General features: G+C 46.8%; 16 protein-coding genes. 9 read left to right on the top strand and 7 right to left on the bottom strand.

Annotated elements, in window-relative coordinates; genetic code table 11:
* The first annotated feature begins 42 nt into the window (after positions 1 to 42).
* Positions 43 to 972 carry an aromatic alcohol reductase gene (locus ACLJRH_RS03395; RefSeq protein WP_023137139.1) on the top strand — a complete coding sequence of 310 codons (930 nt, stop codon included), beginning with the start codon at positions 43 to 45 and terminating at the stop codon, positions 970 to 972.
* A 457-nt stretch (positions 973 to 1,429) separates the two neighbouring features.
* On the opposite strand, the gene ACLJRH_RS03390 is transcribed toward ACLJRH_RS03395, so the two are convergent.
* The 5 genes from ACLJRH_RS03390 to ACLJRH_RS03370 form a co-directional block, all read right to left on the bottom strand.
* Positions 1,430 to 2,632 (bottom strand): MFS transporter, encoded by a 1,203-nt coding sequence (locus ACLJRH_RS03390; protein ID WP_023137140.1) that lies wholly within the window; start codon positions 2,630 to 2,632, stop codon positions 1,430 to 1,432.
* Positions 2,633 to 3,010: 378 nt separating this feature from the next.
* A complete protein-coding gene (locus tag ACLJRH_RS03385) occupies positions 3,011 to 3,787 on the bottom strand; it encodes an SDR family NAD(P)-dependent oxidoreductase (protein WP_023137141.1) in 777 nt (258 codons plus the stop codon).
* A 179-nt stretch (positions 3,788 to 3,966) separates the two neighbouring features.
* Positions 3,967 to 5,271 (bottom strand): aromatic amino acid transport family protein, encoded by a 1,305-nt coding sequence (locus ACLJRH_RS03380; RefSeq protein WP_000807034.1) that lies wholly within the window; start codon positions 5,269 to 5,271, stop codon positions 3,967 to 3,969.
* A 144-nt stretch (positions 5,272 to 5,415) separates the two neighbouring features.
* Positions 5,416 to 6,603, bottom strand: a complete 1,188-nt coding sequence (locus ACLJRH_RS03375) for a mandelate racemase/muconate lactonizing enzyme family protein (RefSeq protein WP_023137142.1) — start codon at positions 6,601 to 6,603, stop codon at positions 5,416 to 5,418.
* A gap of 245 nt (positions 6,604 to 6,848) precedes the next feature.
* Complete coding sequence (locus ACLJRH_RS03370) at positions 6,849 to 7,628, bottom strand: AraC family transcriptional regulator (RefSeq protein WP_001649234.1); 780 nt, start codon at positions 7,626 to 7,628, stop codon at positions 6,849 to 6,851.
* A 324-nt stretch (positions 7,629 to 7,952) separates the two neighbouring features.
* Here ACLJRH_RS03370 and ACLJRH_RS03365 point away from each other — a divergent pair, with 324 nt between their 5' ends.
* The 7 genes from ACLJRH_RS03365 (at position 7,953) to ACLJRH_RS03335 (ending at position 14,708) form a co-directional block, all read left to right on the top strand.
* On the top strand, positions 7,953 to 8,876 hold the full coding sequence (locus ACLJRH_RS03365; protein WP_001257182.1) for a LysR substrate-binding domain-containing protein: 924 nt from the start codon (positions 7,953 to 7,955) through the stop codon (positions 8,874 to 8,876).
* A gap of 360 nt (positions 8,877 to 9,236) precedes the next feature.
* Entirely contained in the window at positions 9,237 to 11,666 is a 2,430-nt protein-coding gene (locus ACLJRH_RS03360; protein WP_024147825.1) for a DMSO/selenate family reductase complex A subunit, read from the top strand.
* A 10-nt stretch (positions 11,667 to 11,676) separates the two neighbouring features.
* Entirely contained in the window at positions 11,677 to 12,294 is a 618-nt protein-coding gene (locus ACLJRH_RS03355; RefSeq protein WP_000213088.1) for a DMSO/selenate family reductase complex B subunit, read from the top strand.
* 1 nt (position 12,295) lies between these two features.
* Positions 12,296 to 13,153, top strand: a complete 858-nt coding sequence (locus tag ACLJRH_RS03350) for a dimethyl sulfoxide reductase anchor subunit family protein (protein WP_023137144.1) — start codon at positions 12,296 to 12,298, stop codon at positions 13,151 to 13,153.
* A gap of 41 nt (positions 13,154 to 13,194) precedes the next feature.
* Positions 13,195 to 13,809, top strand: coding sequence for a Tat proofreading chaperone DmsD (dmsD, locus tag ACLJRH_RS03345; RefSeq protein ID WP_023137145.1), 615 nt, complete (start codon positions 13,195 to 13,197; stop codon positions 13,807 to 13,809).
* A gap of 238 nt (positions 13,810 to 14,047) precedes the next feature.
* Positions 14,048 to 14,329 carry a hypothetical protein gene (locus tag ACLJRH_RS03340; RefSeq protein WP_000323820.1) on the top strand — a complete coding sequence of 94 codons (282 nt, stop codon included), beginning with the start codon at positions 14,048 to 14,050 and terminating at the stop codon, positions 14,327 to 14,329.
* A gap of 34 nt (positions 14,330 to 14,363) precedes the next feature.
* A complete protein-coding gene (locus tag ACLJRH_RS03335; RefSeq protein ID WP_000950636.1) occupies positions 14,364 to 14,708 on the top strand; it encodes a carboxymuconolactone decarboxylase family protein in 345 nt (114 codons plus the stop codon).
* Between the two features lie 219 nt (positions 14,709 to 14,927).
* On the opposite strand, the gene ACLJRH_RS03330 is transcribed toward ACLJRH_RS03335, so the two are convergent.
* Entirely contained in the window at positions 14,928 to 16,541 is a 1,614-nt protein-coding gene (locus tag ACLJRH_RS03330; protein ID WP_001527810.1) for an ABC transporter substrate-binding protein, read from the bottom strand.
* Between the two features lie 189 nt (positions 16,542 to 16,730).
* On the opposite strand from ACLJRH_RS03330, the gene mpaA reads away from it, so the two are divergent.
* Positions 16,731 to 17,459: a murein tripeptide amidase MpaA gene (gene mpaA / locus ACLJRH_RS03325; RefSeq protein WP_000219104.1), complete on the top strand. Its 729-nt coding sequence runs from the start codon at positions 16,731 to 16,733 to the stop codon at positions 17,457 to 17,459.
* Here mpaA and ycjG read toward each other — a convergent pair.
* Entirely contained in the window at positions 17,434 to 18,399 is a 966-nt protein-coding gene (gene ycjG, locus ACLJRH_RS03320; RefSeq protein ID WP_001258075.1) for an L-Ala-D/L-Glu epimerase, read from the bottom strand. The two genes, mpaA and ycjG, sit on opposite strands and share 26 nt — an antisense overlap.
* Between the last annotated feature and the right edge of the window lie 27 nt (positions 18,400 to 18,426).

Below are 18,426 nucleotides of genomic sequence, written 5' to 3'. Positions count from 1 at the left end.
GTAATCTTTAATCTACAGGTGAACCAACACAGAGAGGGGCAAATGAAACAATCCAATAATCAGGTGGGTGAAAAAGTATTGGTGCTGGGCGCGGGACAACTGGGGGCGTCAGTGCTGGCGTCGTTGGTTCCGGCGGTCACACAGCGTAATGGTTCCGTTAGCGTTATTGTGTCAGGGCAATCCAGGGATAAACAGAGCAAACGACGTTCCAGCATTCATCAACAACTGGCGGATGCCGGTGCGCGGTTTATCCCGGTCGACATCGCGGGCAGTTCGGTTGCAGCGTTAAAAGATCAATTCCGCGGTTTTGATACGATCATCAATTGTATGGGGTTTGTCGCCGGTGCGGGTACCCAGATAAAAATCACCCGCGCGGTACTGGAGGCGGGCGTTAAGCGCTATTTCCCCTGGCAGTTTGGCGTGAATTACGATGTGGTCGGCAAAGGCAGCGGCCAGCCGGTGTGGGACGAACAGTATGACGTCAGGACGCTTTTGCGCGAGCAAAACGTCACAGAGTGGGTGATTGTTTCAACCGGTATATTTACCTCTTTTCTCTTCGAACCGGCCTTTGATGTGGTCAACTTAGCCAAAAAAACCATCAATGCCCTCGGCGGATGGGAAATGCAGGTCACCGTCACGTCGCCTGCGGATATTGGTCGCCTGACCACTGAAATTTATCTGCATCAGCCGCGTATCACTAACGAAGTCGTCTTTGTCGCGGGGGAAACGACCTCTTATGCAAAACTGGCGGAAACGGTCGAACGCGTGACGCAGCAAACTTTTACCCGAGGCGTATTGACGCTACCTGACTTACAGGAGCAGCTCCGTTTACATCCGCATGACCCAATGCTGCGCTATCGCGTCGCCTTTGCGCGTGGTGACGGTATGTGGTGGCCGATGAGTGACACCTGGAATGCACAACATCATCTGCCGACACAGGATATTGCCGCCTGGCTGAAAACACAGCAATGAGAACGGCGGCATCAGGCGCTCGCTTAATCCCCATGCCTTCTGCCAGCATCAGGCGGCGGGCGTGGCTACCTTGCGTTAACAAGAAACCAGTACGCATCAGTGCCTAGTTATGTACTCGTGCTGTAACACCATGTCTGATAATGCTTTTTTCTTATCTGCAAAAACTGATGCCGACATTTTTACCGTAGGGAAAATAGTTTTCCGTTTTGTGATCTAACGATGCTTTTAACAAAACGCTTTAATCCATAGAGATAGCGTCACGAATAGCTTCCGGTTCCGGCCCAAAACTGAATGCGCCCTCAAGAATAAAGGAAAGAATGATACTAAAGTGCTCTCTTGTTCTCATCACCCCAGAGATAAACACTAAAAAGCCACAGCTTGAATTGCGATTGCGGGTGTCGTTCCTCTTATTTTGCCATAACTTACACCGGTTACCTTCCTGACACTGAGGTAAATATTACTCATGCTTTACGACAACTGTCTTGTGACTCCTTTTTAAGATACACAGAAATGCAATGCCAACAGGGATAAGTGACCCCCATAATACGGCATTCCAGCCATAAAGATTCAGCAACGCACCGGATGAAAACGACCCGACAATCATTACGCCAAATACCACAAAATCATTCAGGGACTGCACCTGAGTCTTCTCTTCGGGGCGATGATAATCAATGATCTTCGCTGAAGCGCCGGTAAAGCCAAAATTCCAGCCAACTCCCAGTAATATCAAAGAGAGCCAGTAGTGAAAGATATCTGTTCCGCTGAGCCCGGCAAGAACAGAACCTGCCGTAATAAGCAATCCAGTTGCGGAAATCCGCAGCGCGCCGAAACGGTTAATTAACCTACCGGTGAAGAATCCAGGCCCATACATAGCAATAACGTGCCATTGAATACCCAGATTGGAGGCTTGTTGAGAAATTCCATGCATATGCATTGAAAGGGGAGCGGCGGTCATCAGGAAATTCATCACCATATACGCAACCGCGCCGCTAAACACGGTCTTCAGGAAACCCGGCTGCCGAACAATTTCCTTCAGAGAACGCCCTCCTGATTTGGCTGCCACGGCTGGCTCGGCAGGAATTACGCCCTTAAGAATGAAGGCTGAAATGGTTGCTACCAGAGCCTGAGCTATAAAGGTAATAACAAATGTGTGTGGTGGCAGAAGATTCATTGTTCCCGTCACCAGCATTGGCCCAATGACACCAGCTACCACACCGCCCCCCATCACCAGGGATAATGCACGCGCTCGCCTTTCGGATGTCACTCCATCCGTTGCAGCAAAGCGAAAACTAAGTGCCACTGCAGCGTAAGCCCCTCCCAGGAAAGCGGCAAGACAAAATAGCAAAAATGAACCAATAAAAACCGCAAGGGCAGCAATCAAGCCAGTAATCACTCCGGCCCCCGTCCCGACCATAAATGCGGCTTTACGTCCCTTTTTTTTCGCCAGTGCGCCAAAAGGAAGAATGCAGGCGGCCATGCCCAGGACAAATATAGTGATGGGGAGTGTGGACAGAGCACCACTGGGAGCTATGGCATTACCAACAATGGCACCGGTGGCGTAGAAGACTACAGAGTTAGCCCCGGCAAGCGCCTGAGCTAAAGATAAGCGAATGATATTATTATTCTGCGCAGCTACTGGCAGCGTGTGTTCCAATGTCATTAGTTAAATTATCCTGATTCATGGCGAGTACAATTTGATAGCGTTCCTTTCCTGCTTTTAGCCTGTAAAGTGCGTCTTTGCCCCAGCTCGGAATTAAATCGCCTTCAATGTATGTTTTGTGTCACAAACTATCTATTTAGTGAGGCATTAATAACCCAGTAATGGCTCTCCTCAAACTAATGGATATTTCCACAGACACGAATAACGTACTTAATCTTGTTAGTGTTATTTTCTGCGTATGATTGGCAACAGGTGAATAAATTTATCATGCTTCCTCTGCCCAATACTTCTGGTTCATCCGCATCAATGACATAATGTGAACAGGATTGAATCTGCTCCCTAATAACCACACACGGTTGTCCGCGTGTGGCCTTGTTATCAGGCGTTACGACCAGCCATCACACCACCGTCGATATCCCAAATCGCGCCACTAACCCAGCCTGTCTTGTCAGACAGCAGGAATGCTACCGTTTCAGCTATATCAACCGGTGTCCCCACACGACCAATCGGATGGAAGCTATCAAAGCTGTTCATTACATCCTTCACATCGTCTTTAGGGATAAAACCTTCGTAAATCGGTGTATGTACGACCGCAGGAGAAACTGCGTTCACACGAATCCCGTTGCTGCCCAACTCAATCGCCAGATTTTTAGTCAACGCATGAAGACCCGCTTTTGCCATGGAGTAAGCTGAAGACGGTGTAGCGCCTATAGCTTGCTGTGCCCACATAGAGCCAATATTGACGATAGATCCCTTGATACCTGCCTCAACCATATTGCGCACAACATCACGGGTAATGAAGAAAGTGGCACGGTTAATGCTCATATACATGTCGTAATCGGAAGGTTCGTGCTCGGTAAACGGTTTTGGGAAGAACACGCCAGCCGCATTCACCAGCAAGCTAACGTCTTTATGCTCCGCATTGATGGTATCCAGCACATGTTTCATTCCTTCTTCTGTCATCAAATCGGCAACAATAATGGCAACCTGACCTTCTGTCGCCAGAGCCTGACGGGCTTGCTCTGCTTTGTCCTGGCGATTGCCAATCAGCACCACGCTACCACCATTTTTCAATACCCGTTTCGCTGTTTCGAAACCCATACCGCTGGTACCACCTACTACTAACAATTTTTTACCTGTAAATAATGCGCTCATCGTTAACCTCTTAAATAATTGATTACTGCTTTTATGTGAACTAATGATGGCTTCAACGACGAGGACTGACGAATCAGAAGATTTTGCTGGCCGCTAAAGAAAATCTATCTCGCAATTAGCAACATCTAAGAGCCAGATTCTCTCTTAGATGTTATACCGTTTAATGACTTGTAAAACCTTTATTTTTCAAGGAGCTTAAATAATGGCGATACCACCAGCATAAAGCCCATTAGTGATACGAAAATTACCGCAGGGGATTTATATTTTTGTAAAGATGGCACTCGCCAGATCAGATAGCACGGAATAAGGCAAGAAACTAATCCAAAGGTTCCCACAGTCCATTGGAGTAATGCCATTGTAGACACATCGGCAACAACCCATCCCCAAAGAAGCACGATCGCAGTAAGTGTAACCAAATAAGGGAGAAAATTATTAAATTTCTTACCACGTACAATGAAGCGGTCTGCAATATTAATAATAATTCCTGATAATGCATCGTAAAAACCGAGATAAATACCAAAAAAAGAAGTTAAAATAGCAGAAATGCTTAGTAAAACCGAAAGTACTGGTATAAATCCGCCAGTGTTTTCAGGGATAATCTTTGCCATCAGCGCCAGCGCTGATGTATTTTGAGAAATCCCCATCTTTGCTTGTTCCGGGGTGGTTGAAAACATAAATGAAAACGCAAAAAACAGAACAGACACAACAAGGATAATATATGCTATCCGACTTGCCCTGAGAGCGCGAAATGTTGCGACTTTAGGGTCTGATTCAATTTTCCTGAATGCAATATTCATTGGATTAAGAACCTGAATAAATACAATCGAAAATAATGCAAAAGGGAGAGAAACCAAAACATCTCTCATTAAATCAATTAAACTGTCAGGGCTTGCCATGCTGACATTATTCATGTTCCAATAAGGGACCATCAATGCACCTAACACAATTATAATCATGAGTTTAAATACAATAAATGGCCCGGAAATTTTAAAGAGCAAACGTTCCCCACGGGAGGCAACCAGAACCATTGCTACCAACAATACCAGAGGAAACCATAACGTATCGGATAGTGAATGTTGAGTAACACCAAAACGCTGCAAATAACTGGAAGTATCATTAGTTATAGTAGCCGCATAACCCAGCATCCCCTTCAATATTGTAAAAAAATAGAGGAAGCTCAAAAAAGCCCCCCAGTTTCTCCCTAAATATTGCGTTATAGTCCCCGCATAATCTGTCTGTTTCGTTTCTGAAAGAGAGGTAATATACAATTTTGTTAATAGATAAACTATAGGATATGTAATAAGTAATGCAATCGCAGTTGCCCAAAAACCTTTAACACTCATTTGCAATGGCATAAATACAATTCCGGAGCCAATTGCCATGCCGATACACATTATTACCCAACCGACATCATAAGAAGTAAATGGGATTTTATTTTTTCCAACATTTTCCTTAACATTGTCTAATGCCATTTCTTGTTTCATTTATTGATAAACTCCAGGACAGATGTTCAGTAGGCAAATCTTTATATTAGATCTTATTACTTAGATCATATGGGAAGAAAAGATTCTGCTGTCAGATCTATTTCCCCCATACTATTTAGTTAGTAGAATTCATTTCACCAATAATTATTTTTCACAGATAGTTACTATATTCATCCGTTTTTCAGCATCTTTTCTAAGTGTCATACCAAAACCGGGTGTTACAGGAACAGCAATTTTTCCATTTACTGGCTGTAAATCTTCTTCAAACAACTCCCGGTTACAAGATTTAAGATTAAAAGAGTGGTGCTCATGGATCTCAAAATTTGGAATAGCTGCTTCAAATTGTAATGCAATCGCGATAGCAAGTGGCGAACCACAATTATGCGCCTGAACCCCGACGTCAAAAGCATGTGCCAAATGAGCAATCTTCATACCTTCTGTGATACCACCAACCAAGCCAATATCAGGTTGAATCATGTCGATGGCACCTTGTTGTAGATACGGCAGGAATCCCCATCGGGTATATAATCGCTCCCCTGCTGCAACAGGAATGGATGACTCCCTGGAGACTTTTATTTGCGCCTCTGGGCTATTGTAGTGGGTAGGTTCTTCCATGAACAAAATATTTAAATCAGAAAAGTAATCGGCTAGCTGTAACGCTCCGGAGGTTGAAGTAAGTGAATTCCATTCGATAATGATGTCACACTCCTCACCAATTCCTTCACGGACCGCCTCCATACGAGAACGCGCCAGTTTGCGTTCGGCTGGAGTAAACACTCCCCGTTTACGAATACGTTCCCCATTAGCATCAACATAAACAGGACAAAGCTTCACGCAATCATAGCCTTCAGCTCGCGCAATTTGTGCTGTTTCTCGAAATTCAGCAGGATCGTTAAGCATCAATGATTCATCGGTCCAACCAAAATGAAGCTGGCTCGCATAGCAACGCAAAGGTGCTGGTGTTTTTGCTCCCAGCAGGCGATGAACCGATAAGCCTGCGGCTCTGCCTTTTATATCCCAAAGTGCCGCATCCAAAGCGCTCATAGCCCCAAATATCACGGGGCCTCCCCCTAAGGCCCAAAATGAACGCTGTCGCATGATTTCCCATAGCGTTTCAGTATCATTAGGGTCCTGTCCCAGAAGAAAACGTTCAGCAAGTATACGAATCATCGGAGCAATAGCCTCTGATGCCGTACCATAAGCAAGGCTCGCTTCCCCCATACCAGAGATTCCTTCATCAGTATGTATTCGCACGTAAATTGGTCGCCACAAATCAAGTCCATTTTGCCCGGACAGATCAATTTCAAGTGTTTCTATCTTCGTAATCTTCACTCTAAAAACTCCTTTAGATAAATTTTCTCATCTGGCCGAATTTATCGCCCTGACTTTTGTTATTACTAAGTTCTTTCATTTATATATTATTTGGTACCGAAAAATTCTATACGCCTGATAGCTACTTTGTCATTTCTAAAAAAAGACAGATGATGTAGAGTAGCCGCCATTTATGTTACAGCGAAAAATATAAAAATTAACATACTTATTCAGTGAGTGAGGTAAGTCACATTTATAAAATAAAACTAATACCTTCTCTTCATATAATCCAGAGGAGCATGTCCCATAGTAAGATGAAATGCATAAACAAATGCAGAACTCGAGCTATATCCTAAGTCTATAGCTATTTCTGTTACTCCTTTACCACAGTCGAGTAACTCAATAGCTTTCATTAATCGCAGGCGTTTTTTCCAGGAACGTAAACTCATTCCTGTTTCGATAGTAAAACGTCTTGATAATGTACGCCCCGACATTCCCAGTTCATGGCACCATTCTTCCTGTGATCGTGTATCCGACGGGTTTTCGCATAATGATTCACATATTTTTACCAATGATCGATTTTGAGGCCAGGGTAAAATAAATTGAGCGCTACGAACATTTCCCAGATGGTATAAAATTAACTGTATTAGTTTCTCTATATAAACTTCATCATTTATTCTTCTGTCTGATATTTCTAAGATAAGCGCCTTAAGGAATGGGGAAACATCAAAAATGGTAGGTTCCGACATGTCAAATTGATTATGAGCATCGTTAGCTATCCATAAGCTATTAAAATAAGCCCCTTGTGATGAGCCGACCTGATGTTGAGTTCCCGCAGGCAACCAGACAGCCTGTAATTTCGGTGAAATCAAAAATGATTGTTCAATTGTTTTAACCATTAAATCACCTGCTGTTGCATAAACGACCTGATGCCATTTATGCTTATGCTCAGGAAAACAATGAGCTGCAGGTATAAATTCTTTCCGTATGGCTAACGGATTCGGAGCGGTGATATGGTGCGCTATATTCAGTGAAGTCCATTCCATAATATCGCCTAAAATATAAAATTATTACATTAAATATACTGTCACTGTTAATGAATGAACACCAATGAAAAAATATTTCAACATCAAATAGAATAAATTCCTTGACGGAGCAAAAAAAACACGCTAAAGAGATTTTTGTATCGGCATCACTGATGCCAGAAAAAATCATCATAAACAAAGAAATAAATCATCAGCTTATTATCTTATTCAAGATAAGCAAAACAACGTTTATCCGGTTCCGCATGAGTATTTACATTGAAAATTGAGGAAGAAAATCTATCTCGATCACGTATACTAGTTCCATTGTATGAGATGGAGAATAAAATGCGTTCGCTTAATCGCTTGAAATGGCTGCACGCTTTTGAAGCAACTGCGCGTCATGGTAGCTTCACAGGTGCAGCCAAAGAGCTAGGCGTCACCCCGGCAGCCGTAGGACAACTGGTTCGGGCACTTGAAGACTGGGTAGGCCACCCCCTTTTACACCGTACACGTTCTGGTAAAGAAAGGCTCACGCTCGTGACTGAGGCTCAGGATGCGCTAAAAGAGATCACTCAAGGGCTCGATAGCCTTGAGTCAGGACTTAATAAACTGCGCGGTCGTCAGGCTCGATCCGTCGTCATTCTCACGGCCTCACAAGTTCTGGTGATGAACTGGTTAATGGAAAAATTAAATCGTTTTTCCGAAACGCATCAAAATATCGAGCTACGCCTGAATGTGACGGAAAAACTCATGGATGTGGCTCACGGAGAGGCAGATATTGGTGTTCGTTGTGGCAAAGGAGACTGGTCGGGGGTAAATAAGACATGGTTAATGGATGAGGAAGCTGTTCTGGTATGCAGCCCACGCATTGTACCGCCTGAGAAAATTACGTGCGGCGAATGGCTGGCAGAACAAAAACTCATCCATGATGATACCCTGCACCCTGGTGCAAATTTTCCTTCATGGGAAGAAGTCTTAGCCGCAACGCAAGCTCCAGCTACGCGTTATACAGGATTGCATATTAACTCTACCTCAGCGGTTATTATGGCTACGCTTAGCGGCCAGGGTGTGGCAATTGTCCGCCGTGCGCTGGTTGAACAGTTAATTGCCACAGGACAACTGATACAACTTCATCCAAATATACGCTGGCCGCTAACATGGTCCTATTACATTGTTACACCACAAAAAGCAGTGATGCGTCCTGAAGTAAAAGTTTTTCATGACTGGTTAATTAATGATATTTTGATTAAAAATAGCCCAACCTCCTGAATTTCAGGAGGTCATCCTTTTAATTTTAGTGACTAAAGCCATCAAAGGCTATTTTTCATACACTTAAGATAGAAAATCTTTACTGCAACTAAAGTTTATCTCCCTTGCCCGTGCCATTATCCACTTCGATAATACCCACAACGAAGTAAAGGGTTCGTTTTCCGAATAGAGAAAAATTTGAATTTTACCCGTCAGGTAAATAGCTCAAACTTTCTTCGCCCTTAACTCATATATATTATATAAAAGCCAGCCTAATGTTAATTAATATCATTCATTATTACACAAAAATGAATATTCATATTTTAACACTGGCTATTTTTGTATGCTTTTTAAACAATGTCATAATAACAGGTGAACGTAATGGATCGTTGCGAGGAAGAACGGTTAATCGAAGTTCCTGTCTCCCGGAGAAAGCTAATTCAGGCTGGGGCAACAACAGGACTAATGGCCGCAGTGGGAGGATTATCATTACCATTCAGTTTCACAAGTCAAGCCGCGAACAAAACCGCTATCGTCGAAGATAAGGCCGTCTGGAGTTCCTGCACAGTAAACTGTGGAAGTCGCTGCCTGCTTCGATTGCATGTAAAAGAAGATTCTGTTTATTGGGTAGAATCTGATACCACAGGCAACGATGAGTACGGAAACCATCAGGTCCGGGCCTGCCTTCGTGGACGCTCCATTCGTCGTCGTATGAATCATCCTGATCGATTGAAATATCCCATGAAACGCGTTGGTAAGCGTGGTGAAGGTAAATTTGAGCGGATATCCTGGGATGAAGCACTGGATACTATCGCGGATAATCTGAAACGAATTATTGCAAACTATGGCAATGAAGCAGTACATGTTATTTACGCCACAGGTGTCGCTGGCGGAAATATTACTAAATCATCAATGCCCTTCCGCCTGATGAATTCCTGCGGTGGCTTTTTAGGTCGTTACGGTACCTATAGTACTGCACAAATCACAGCGGGCATGAATTATCTCTATGGTGGCAGAAGCGGAAACAGCCCGGATGATATCGCTAATACTAAATTGGTTGTAATGTTCGGAAACAATCCAGCCGAAACACGTATGAGCGGCGGTGGTGTTACCTATTATGTTGAACAAGCGCGCGAACGCTCCAATGCGCGGATGATCGTTATCGATCCTCGCTACAACGATACCGCAGCCGGACGAGAAGATGAATGGTTACCCATTCGTCCTGGAACGGACGCCGCCTTAGCTGCAGCACTTGCCTGGGTTCTCATCACCGAAGATATGGTCGATAAACCTTTTCTTGATAAATATTGTGTAGGCTATGACGAGGTTACGTTACCAGCAAGCGCACCAAAAAATGGTCATTATAAAGCTTATATACTCGGCGACGGTCCGGATGGTATAGCAAAAACACCTGAGTGGGCAGCTCAAATCACAGGTATTCCGGCAGACAAAATTATTAAGCTGGCGCGTGAGATCGGCCAGGCGAAACCAGCCTATATTTGCCAGGGATGGGGGCCACAGCGTCAATCAAACGGAGAACAAACGTCAAGAGCCATTGCAATGCTCGCCATTTTGACCGGCAATGTCGGTATTTCTGGCGGCAACTCTGGCGATCGAGAAGGCACCTTTGATCTCGGTGTTGAAATGTTTTCCCCTCTAAAAAATCCTGTTAAAACTGAAATATCCTCCTTTACCTGGACCGAAGCTATTGAGCGCGGAACTGAAATGACCTCTACTCGTGATGGCGTACGAGGTAAAGACAAACTAGATGTGCCAATAAAATTCATGTGGTGCTACGCCAGCAACACGCTGATAAATCAGAACAGCAATATTAGTCGCACACATGAAATTTTGCAGAATGAAAATAAGTGCGAAATGATTGTCTGCATTGACCATTTCATGACCGCCTCAGCAAAATATAGCGATATTTTACTCCCTGACCTGATGCCTACTGAGCAGGAAGATCTGATCCCGCATGAAGAGGCCGGGAATATGGCATATGTTATTTTGGGGCAACCATCAACATCGCCAAAATTTGAACGCAAGCCCATTTACTGGACAATGAGTGAAATAGCAAAACGTCTTGGACCTGATGTTTACCAGACCTTTACCGAAGGCCGTACACAACATGAATGGGTTCAATATCTTTGCGCCAAAACGAAAGAACGTCATCCCGATATGCCGGATTATGAAGAGATGAAAACGGCAGGTATTTATAAACTTAAATGTCCGGATGAGCATGTTGTCGCATATAAGGATTTTCGCAAAGACCCTATTGCCAATCCCCTTAAAACACCATCGGGAAAAATAGAAATCTATTCTGAGCGACTGGCCAATATCGCAAAAACATGGGAATTGAAGCCTGATGAAGTCATCGATCCTTTACCCATTTACACTCCAGGCTTTAATGGCTGGGAAGATCCAGCCCGTCGCAAGTATCCATTGCAAATGACCGGGTTCCACTTTAAAGGCCGCGTACATTCCAGCTACGGCAATATTGATGTTCTGAAACAGGCCTGCCGACAGGAGATTTGGATAAACCCCATTGATGCCCGGGATCGTGGAATCAAAAACGGAGACACCGTTCGGGTATTTAATCAGTATGGCCAGACGTTGATTCCCGCAAAAGTCACACCACGTATCATGCCTGGCGTTACTGCTATGGGCGAGGGAATGTGGCTGAATGCCGATATGTTTGGTGACAAAGTCGACCACGGTGGCTCAATTAACATCCTGACAACACATCGCACTTCACCGCTGGCAAAAGCTAATCCTTCGCACAGTAATCTCGTTCAGGTCGAAAAGGCATAAGGAGTAACCGATGACAACCCAGTATGGATTTTTTATTGATTCCAGCCGTTGCACCGGTTGTAAAACCTGCGAACTGGCCTGCAAAGACTACAAAGATTTAACCCCGGACGTCAGCTTCCGTCGCATTTATGAGTATGCGGGTGGTGACTGGCAGGAGAATAACGGCGTCTGGCATCAGAATGTCTTTGCCTATTATCTCTCTATTTCATGCAACCATTGTGCCGACCCGGCCTGTACCAAAGTCTGTCCGAGCGGAGCGATGCATAAGCGGGAAGACGGTTTTGTGGTGGTGAACGAAGAGGTCTGTATCGGCTGCCGCTACTGCCACATGGCCTGCCCGTACGGCGCGCCGCAGTACAACGCCGCCAAAGGTCATATGACCAAGTGCGACGGCTGCCACGACCGGGTGGCGGAAGGCAAGAAGCCGATTTGCGTCGAATCCTGCCCGCTGCGCGCGCTGGACTTCGGGCCGATTAACGAGCTGCGTAAGAAACACGGCGAGCTGGCGGCGGTAGCGCCATTGCCGGGTGCGCACTTCACCAAACCGAGCATAGTGATTAAACCTAATGCCAATGCACGTCCGTGCGGCGATACCACTGGCTATCTGGCCAATCCGAAGGAGGTGTAAAATGGGAAATGGATGGCATGAATGGCCGCTGGTACTGTTTACGGTACTGGGACAGTGTGTCGCGGGTGCGCTGGTTGTCAGCGGACTTGGTTGGCTGGCGGAAAAAAACGATCTGCCCGCCAGGCAGCGTATTGTACGCGGTATGTTTTTTCTTTGGGTGGTGATGGGGCTGGGCTTTCTGGCGTCAATCATGCATCTGGGTTCACCCATGCGGGCGTTCAACTCGCTCAACCGCGTCGGCGCGTCCGGATTAAGTAATGAAATTGCCGCAGGGTCGATCTTTTTCGCTGTCGGCGGTTTCTGGTGGCTGGTGGCCGTTCTGGGGAAAATGCCAGAAACGCTTGGTAAACTCTGGCTGCTGATCAGTATGGTGCTCGGTATCATCTTCATCCTGGCGATGACCCGCGTTTATCACATTGAAACCGTCCCCGCCTGGTATACTGGGTATACGACTCTCGCCTTTTTCCTGACTGCATTCCTCGGCGGCCCACTGTTTGCCGCACTCCTGTTCCAGGCATCCAGAGTCCCCTTTAACAGCACGATATTTTCCAGCATCAGCTTACTTGCTCTATTGGTCTGTATTGCTGTCATCGCGTTACAGGGTATGGCTCTGGCCAGCATTCATAGCTCAGTACAGCAGGCCAGCAGTCTGATACCGGATTATGCTGTATTGCAGGTCTGCCGTGTGGCACTTCTTGTCATCGGCCTGGGCTGCTGGATCTGCCCATTGGTACGTCGCAAAGAGCCACATATCGTTGGGTTACTACTGGGTCTTATCCTGGTGCTTGGCGGCGAAATTTTAGGCCGCGGCCTGTTTTATGGGCTACATATGACTGTCGGTATGGCAGTGGCAGGTTAACAAATTAGTGCGGGGGAACCCGCACTTTACGGAATGGTTTTATGACTGATTTCACACAATGTGACAATTTTTCCATGACGGCACGCGTACTGGGCGCCCTCTTTTACTTTGCGCCAGAGAGTGCTGAAGCCTCTCCGCTGGTTTCAGCATTCACATCTGATGACTGGCAAACACAATGGCCGCTGCCGTCGGAGGAGTTGTCTCAACTGGCAAGAATGTTTAAAAGTGGCGGCGATGACTCTCTTACTGAGTCCTTTCAGCGTTTATTTATCGGGCCTTATGCCTTACCGTCACCGCCATGGGGCTCCGTCTGGCTGGATCGTGAGAACGTTTTATTTGGTGAATCCACACTGGTGCTGCGCCAGTGGATGCGGGAAAACAGTATTCAGTTCGAGATGCAGCAAAATGAGCCAGAAGATCACTTTGGTTTTTTATTGCTGATGGTGGCCTGGCTTGCAGAGCAGAATCGACACAACGAATGTGAACAGTTACTGGCATGGCATCTGTTCCCATGGTCATCCCGTTTCCTCGAGGTGTTCATTGAGAATGCCGGACATCCTTTTTATCTGGCTTTGGGAAAACTGGCGAGTTTAACACTGGCAAAGTGGCAAACAATGTTATCAATCAATACTAAAAACCTACCTCTCTACCGCTAATATTGCCTATACAGGGGGATTTATTCAAAACAAATATTCTAATGAGACCTCCATATTCCAGACTCACCCAGGTGAATTAAGTCCTCGTCAGGACAATACACAACATAGAAAATCTTCTCCGCCACACAAGAATATGTGATTTGTTAGAACAGACGGTCATGTTGATAATTCCCCTACTGTCATTCGTCAATGACTGTGAATACTTTGCTTATCTCGGTCCCTTTTGAAGGAGAATACTATGGCTTACTTACAAATCACCCTGAATATCAGCAACCACAACCGCCCTGCCGCAGCAAATGTTTATCAAAAATATAAAGCGCCATTTTTAAATACCATTGCCGGAGCGACCTCAAAAGAATTGCTTATTCGGGATGAAGACGTGCAAGTTTTACATGGCTTTGAAACTACTGCTCAAGCGCAGGCGTATCTTACCAGTGAATTATTTACAAAAGACGTTGTGGAAGAATTGAAGCCTTTTCTGAACCAGGCACCAGATATTCGCATTTATTATGTGATCTAAATACACAATCCTCTAATATAAAACAGGAGCAGATATGCTTTCAAACTGGAATGAGTATCGTAGTGGCCTACTGGCTGCCATTGGTAAATTTGCCACATTGCAGCCGGAGTTCATGAAAGGCTTTCAGCAAATGGACAAGGGGACTTTAGAAAATGGGCATCTGGATCCCAAAACACAGGAATTGATTGCGCTGGCCGTGGCGGTTACTACCCGTTGCGATGGTTGTCTGGCAGTGCACGTCGATGCGGCCGTGAAACATGGCGCAACCCGGGAAGAGATTTCTGAAGCATTGTCCGTGGCTATAAAAATGAACACTGGGGCAGCCCTCACCTACACAGCACGCGCACTGGATGTGTACGACAACCTGCCGAATAAATAACGGTATCTCTTCTCTAAGCTACCGCCATTTTAGGGGAAATGGATGGTACTATCCGTAATTTAGTGCAACCGTTTTTCCTTGAATACGCCAGTAATACTGTCAGGAAAGTACAGTTTCAACTTTAGCAGGAGATGGTCAGAAGAAGAAACTGGCGCTGCAAGCCGTGCCAGTTCTGAGTTTGGCAGTGGTTACCTTTCATCAAAAGGCAACCAGTACGCATCAGTGCTTCACGATATACATCGTACGGCTATAGGCCACATCTTCCGGGTTAGTAATGGGGTATCCCTTTACCCACGGTTTAATTAACCGGCCATTGGTATACTGATAAATAGGCGCTATAGGCGCTTGTTCCGTTAAAATTTTCTCCGCTGCATTGTAATCCGCGTTACGCGCTTCGGCGGTATTTTCCATCGTCGCTTGCGTCAGGATTTTGTCATAAGTCGGATTAGTAAAGCGTGAAATATTCCCCGTATGCGTGGACGTTAATAAGGATAAGAAAGCCGACGGTTCGTTGTAATCACCCACCCAGGAGGCGCGAATAACATCAAAATTACCGGTATTCCGGCTGTCGATATACGTTTTCCACTCCTGGTTTTGCAATTTCACATCCACCCCCAGATTTTTCTTCCACATTGACGCCACCGCAATCGCGATTTTCTGATGGTTTTCTGAGGTATTGTAAAGCAGGGTTAATTTAAGCGGCTTCTGCGATCCGTAGCCTGCTGCACGCAGCAATGTTTTCGCCTGGGCATTAAGTTCTTCCTGGCTCATTTGTTCAAACGGTGAAGGATCGGGCTTAAATCCTGCCGTGACATCCGGTGTAAAATGCCAGGCCGGTTTTTCACCGGTACCTAAGACTTTTTCCGCCATCAAACGGCGATCAATGGTCATACTTAGCGCCAGACGAACGCGGGAATCCGCCGTCGGCCCTTTCTGCGTATTAAACGCATAATAATAAGTCCCTAATTGCGGCGGCGTATAAACTTGCCCTGGAATATCCTTCAATAATTTCTGGTACAGATTTTTAGGGAAAGATTCGGTGATATCAATATCACCGGCAAGATAACGTTTCGTCGCAGCCGACTCCTGGTTAATGGGTAAAAATGTCACTTTTTGCAGTACCGTTTTCGCGTTATCCCAGTAATGCGTATTAGGCACGACCACCAGTTTTTCATTTACCACGCGCTCTTTAAGCACATACGCGCCATTGCCGATCAGTTTTCCCGGCTTCATCCAGTCTTTACCGCTTTCAACATTCGCTTTTTGGACCGGATAAAAGGCAAAACTGGCGGTCAGACTGGCAAACCAGGGCAACGGCTTGTCAAGCTGAATACGCAAAGTGTGCGCGTCCACGGCACTGACGCCAAGCTGATCCGGCGTGGCTTTACCGTCGATAATGGCTTGCGCATTAGTGATGCCAGCCAGAGCGGCAAACCAGGCGAAGGGGGAAAGCGTTTTGGGATCAACGAGACGTTGCCAGCTATAGACAAAATCCTGGGCGGTCACCGGCGTTCCATCGGCCCATTGCGCATTATCCCGCAACGTAAACGTCCAGATACGATTATCATTGCTCTTCCACTGGCTGGCGACGCCAGGGATAATTTCACCCTTTTCGTTCTGGTTAACCAGCCCTTCAAACAGATCGCGGATCACCTGAATTTCAGGCAGCCCAACGGCTTTCGCTGGATCTAACGAAGCGGGCTCATCTTTGATATGACGCACCAGTTCTTGTTTCTCTGCCAGTACCGTTCCGCCGGGAACATCCGCAGCATATGCCAGGGAAAAGCTGCTAACCAACAGCGCACAACAGGTTACTGAAACAGAATGCCTCATAGAAGTTCCTCAAAGATGAGTTAAATAACAACGTAATTATTTGTTTCAGCAGAAAGAAATGCAATTATCTTCCGCCAGAAAGTTGATATCGCGCCATACAAGAGGGTAAATAGAAACCATTTGATAATCGGCGGGTTTTACACAACACTACGATGATTACCCTACTGGTCTCAGCTTCGGGAAACATGTATGACTGTCACCCGCCCCCGTGCCGAGCGCGGCGCATTTCCGCCAGGCACTGAACATTATGGACGTTCGCTACTAGGCGCACCGCTAATCTGGTTTCCGGCGCCTGCCGCCGATCGCGAAAGCGGCCTGATACTGGCTGGCACCCACGGGGATGAAACCTCATCCGTGGTGACGCTCTCCTGTGCGTTACGCACCTTAAATCCTTCCCTTCGCCGTCATCATGTCGTACTTGCCGTTAATCCTGATGGCTGTCAACTGGGATTAAGGGCAAATGCAAATGGCATTGATTTAAACCGTAACTTTCCCGCCGCCAACTGGAAAGCGGGTGAAACAGTTTATCGCTGGAATAGCCGCGCGCAAGAGCGTGATGTCGTGCTGCTAACCGGCGACCATCCCGGCTCAGAACCGGAAACCCAGGCGCTTTGCCAGTTAATACATCGACTCCAACCCGCCTGGGTCGTCTCTTTTCACGATCCGCTAGCCTGCATTGAAGATCCACGTCGCAGCGAGCTAGGCGAGTGGCTGGCCGATGCGTTTGCGTTGCCGCTGGTGACCAGCGTTGGTTACGAAACGCCCGGTTCGTTTGGCAGCTGGTGCGCCGACCTCAACCTGCACTGCATTACCGCCGAGTTTCCCCCTGTTTCTGCCGATGAAGCCAGCGAAAAATACCTGCTGGCTATGTCGAATCTGCTCCGCTGGCATCCTAAAGATGGAGTTGACCCGTCGTAAAGCGTAGCGCGGGCTCAACATCAACCGCCAGCCATGTTGGGCCATCAAGATCGGCGAAGCTCACCTGCGGCATAAGCGGCAGCGCGGCGCTAATCGCTCTTGATGTACAGAGCATACAGCCCAGCATCAGGCCGAATCCTTGCTCCCGCGCCTCCGTTGCCAGCGCCAGCGCCTCGGTCAGACCGCCGGTTTTATCCAGCTTAATGTTAATCATATCGTAGCGCCCCGTCAGGGCTTTCAGACTACTGCGAGTATGGCAGCTCTCATCTGCACAGATGGGCAACGGATGAATAAAATTTTCCAGGGCGGCGTCATCCTGCGCGGGCAGCGGCTGCTCCAGCATCGCGACATTCAGATCCGCCAGTAACTGGCAACGCGCCGCCAGCCCCTCCGGACGCCACGATTCATTGGCGTCCACAATGAGCGTCGCCTCCGGCACCGCCGCGCGGATCGCCACCATACGTTCGCTAATCAGACGAGCATCGAGTTTGATTTTCAGCAACGTCGCCCCTTTTTCCCATAGTGCCGCCGCACTGGCTGCCATCTGTTCCGGCGTGCCTATCACTACCGTTTGCGCGGTAGTAAAAACCGGGGACAGCGTCACGCCGAGCAGCCCGGCAAGGCTTTGCTGCCGCTGGCGGGCCTGCAAATCCCATAAGGCACTATCCACCGCGTTGCGCGCCGCGCCTGCCGGCAACAGTTTCTGCAATGCTTCGCGAGTCAGCCCGTTTTCCAACTGAGGCACAATACTCATGATTTGCGCCATGACCGAGGCATCACTTTCACCATAACGTGGATATGGCGTACATTCCCCGATGCCTTTTACGCCCTCTTCTTCCAGTTCGACAACGACAACATGCGCTTCGCTTCGGCTACCACGCGCAATAACGAAAGGCGTATGCAACGGCCAGGTTTCCTCATATACCTTAACAGATCTCATCTCTTCCCCTCTGATAGCGCCGGACGC

Source organism: Salmonella sp. SAL04162 (assembly GCF_046551535.1).
GTDB classification, from domain to species: domain Bacteria; phylum Pseudomonadota; class Gammaproteobacteria; order Enterobacterales; family Enterobacteriaceae; genus Salmonella; species Salmonella enterica.
The sequence above is the reverse complement of the archived record's forward strand: the minus strand, read 5'-3'. Positions and strand labels throughout refer to the sequence as shown.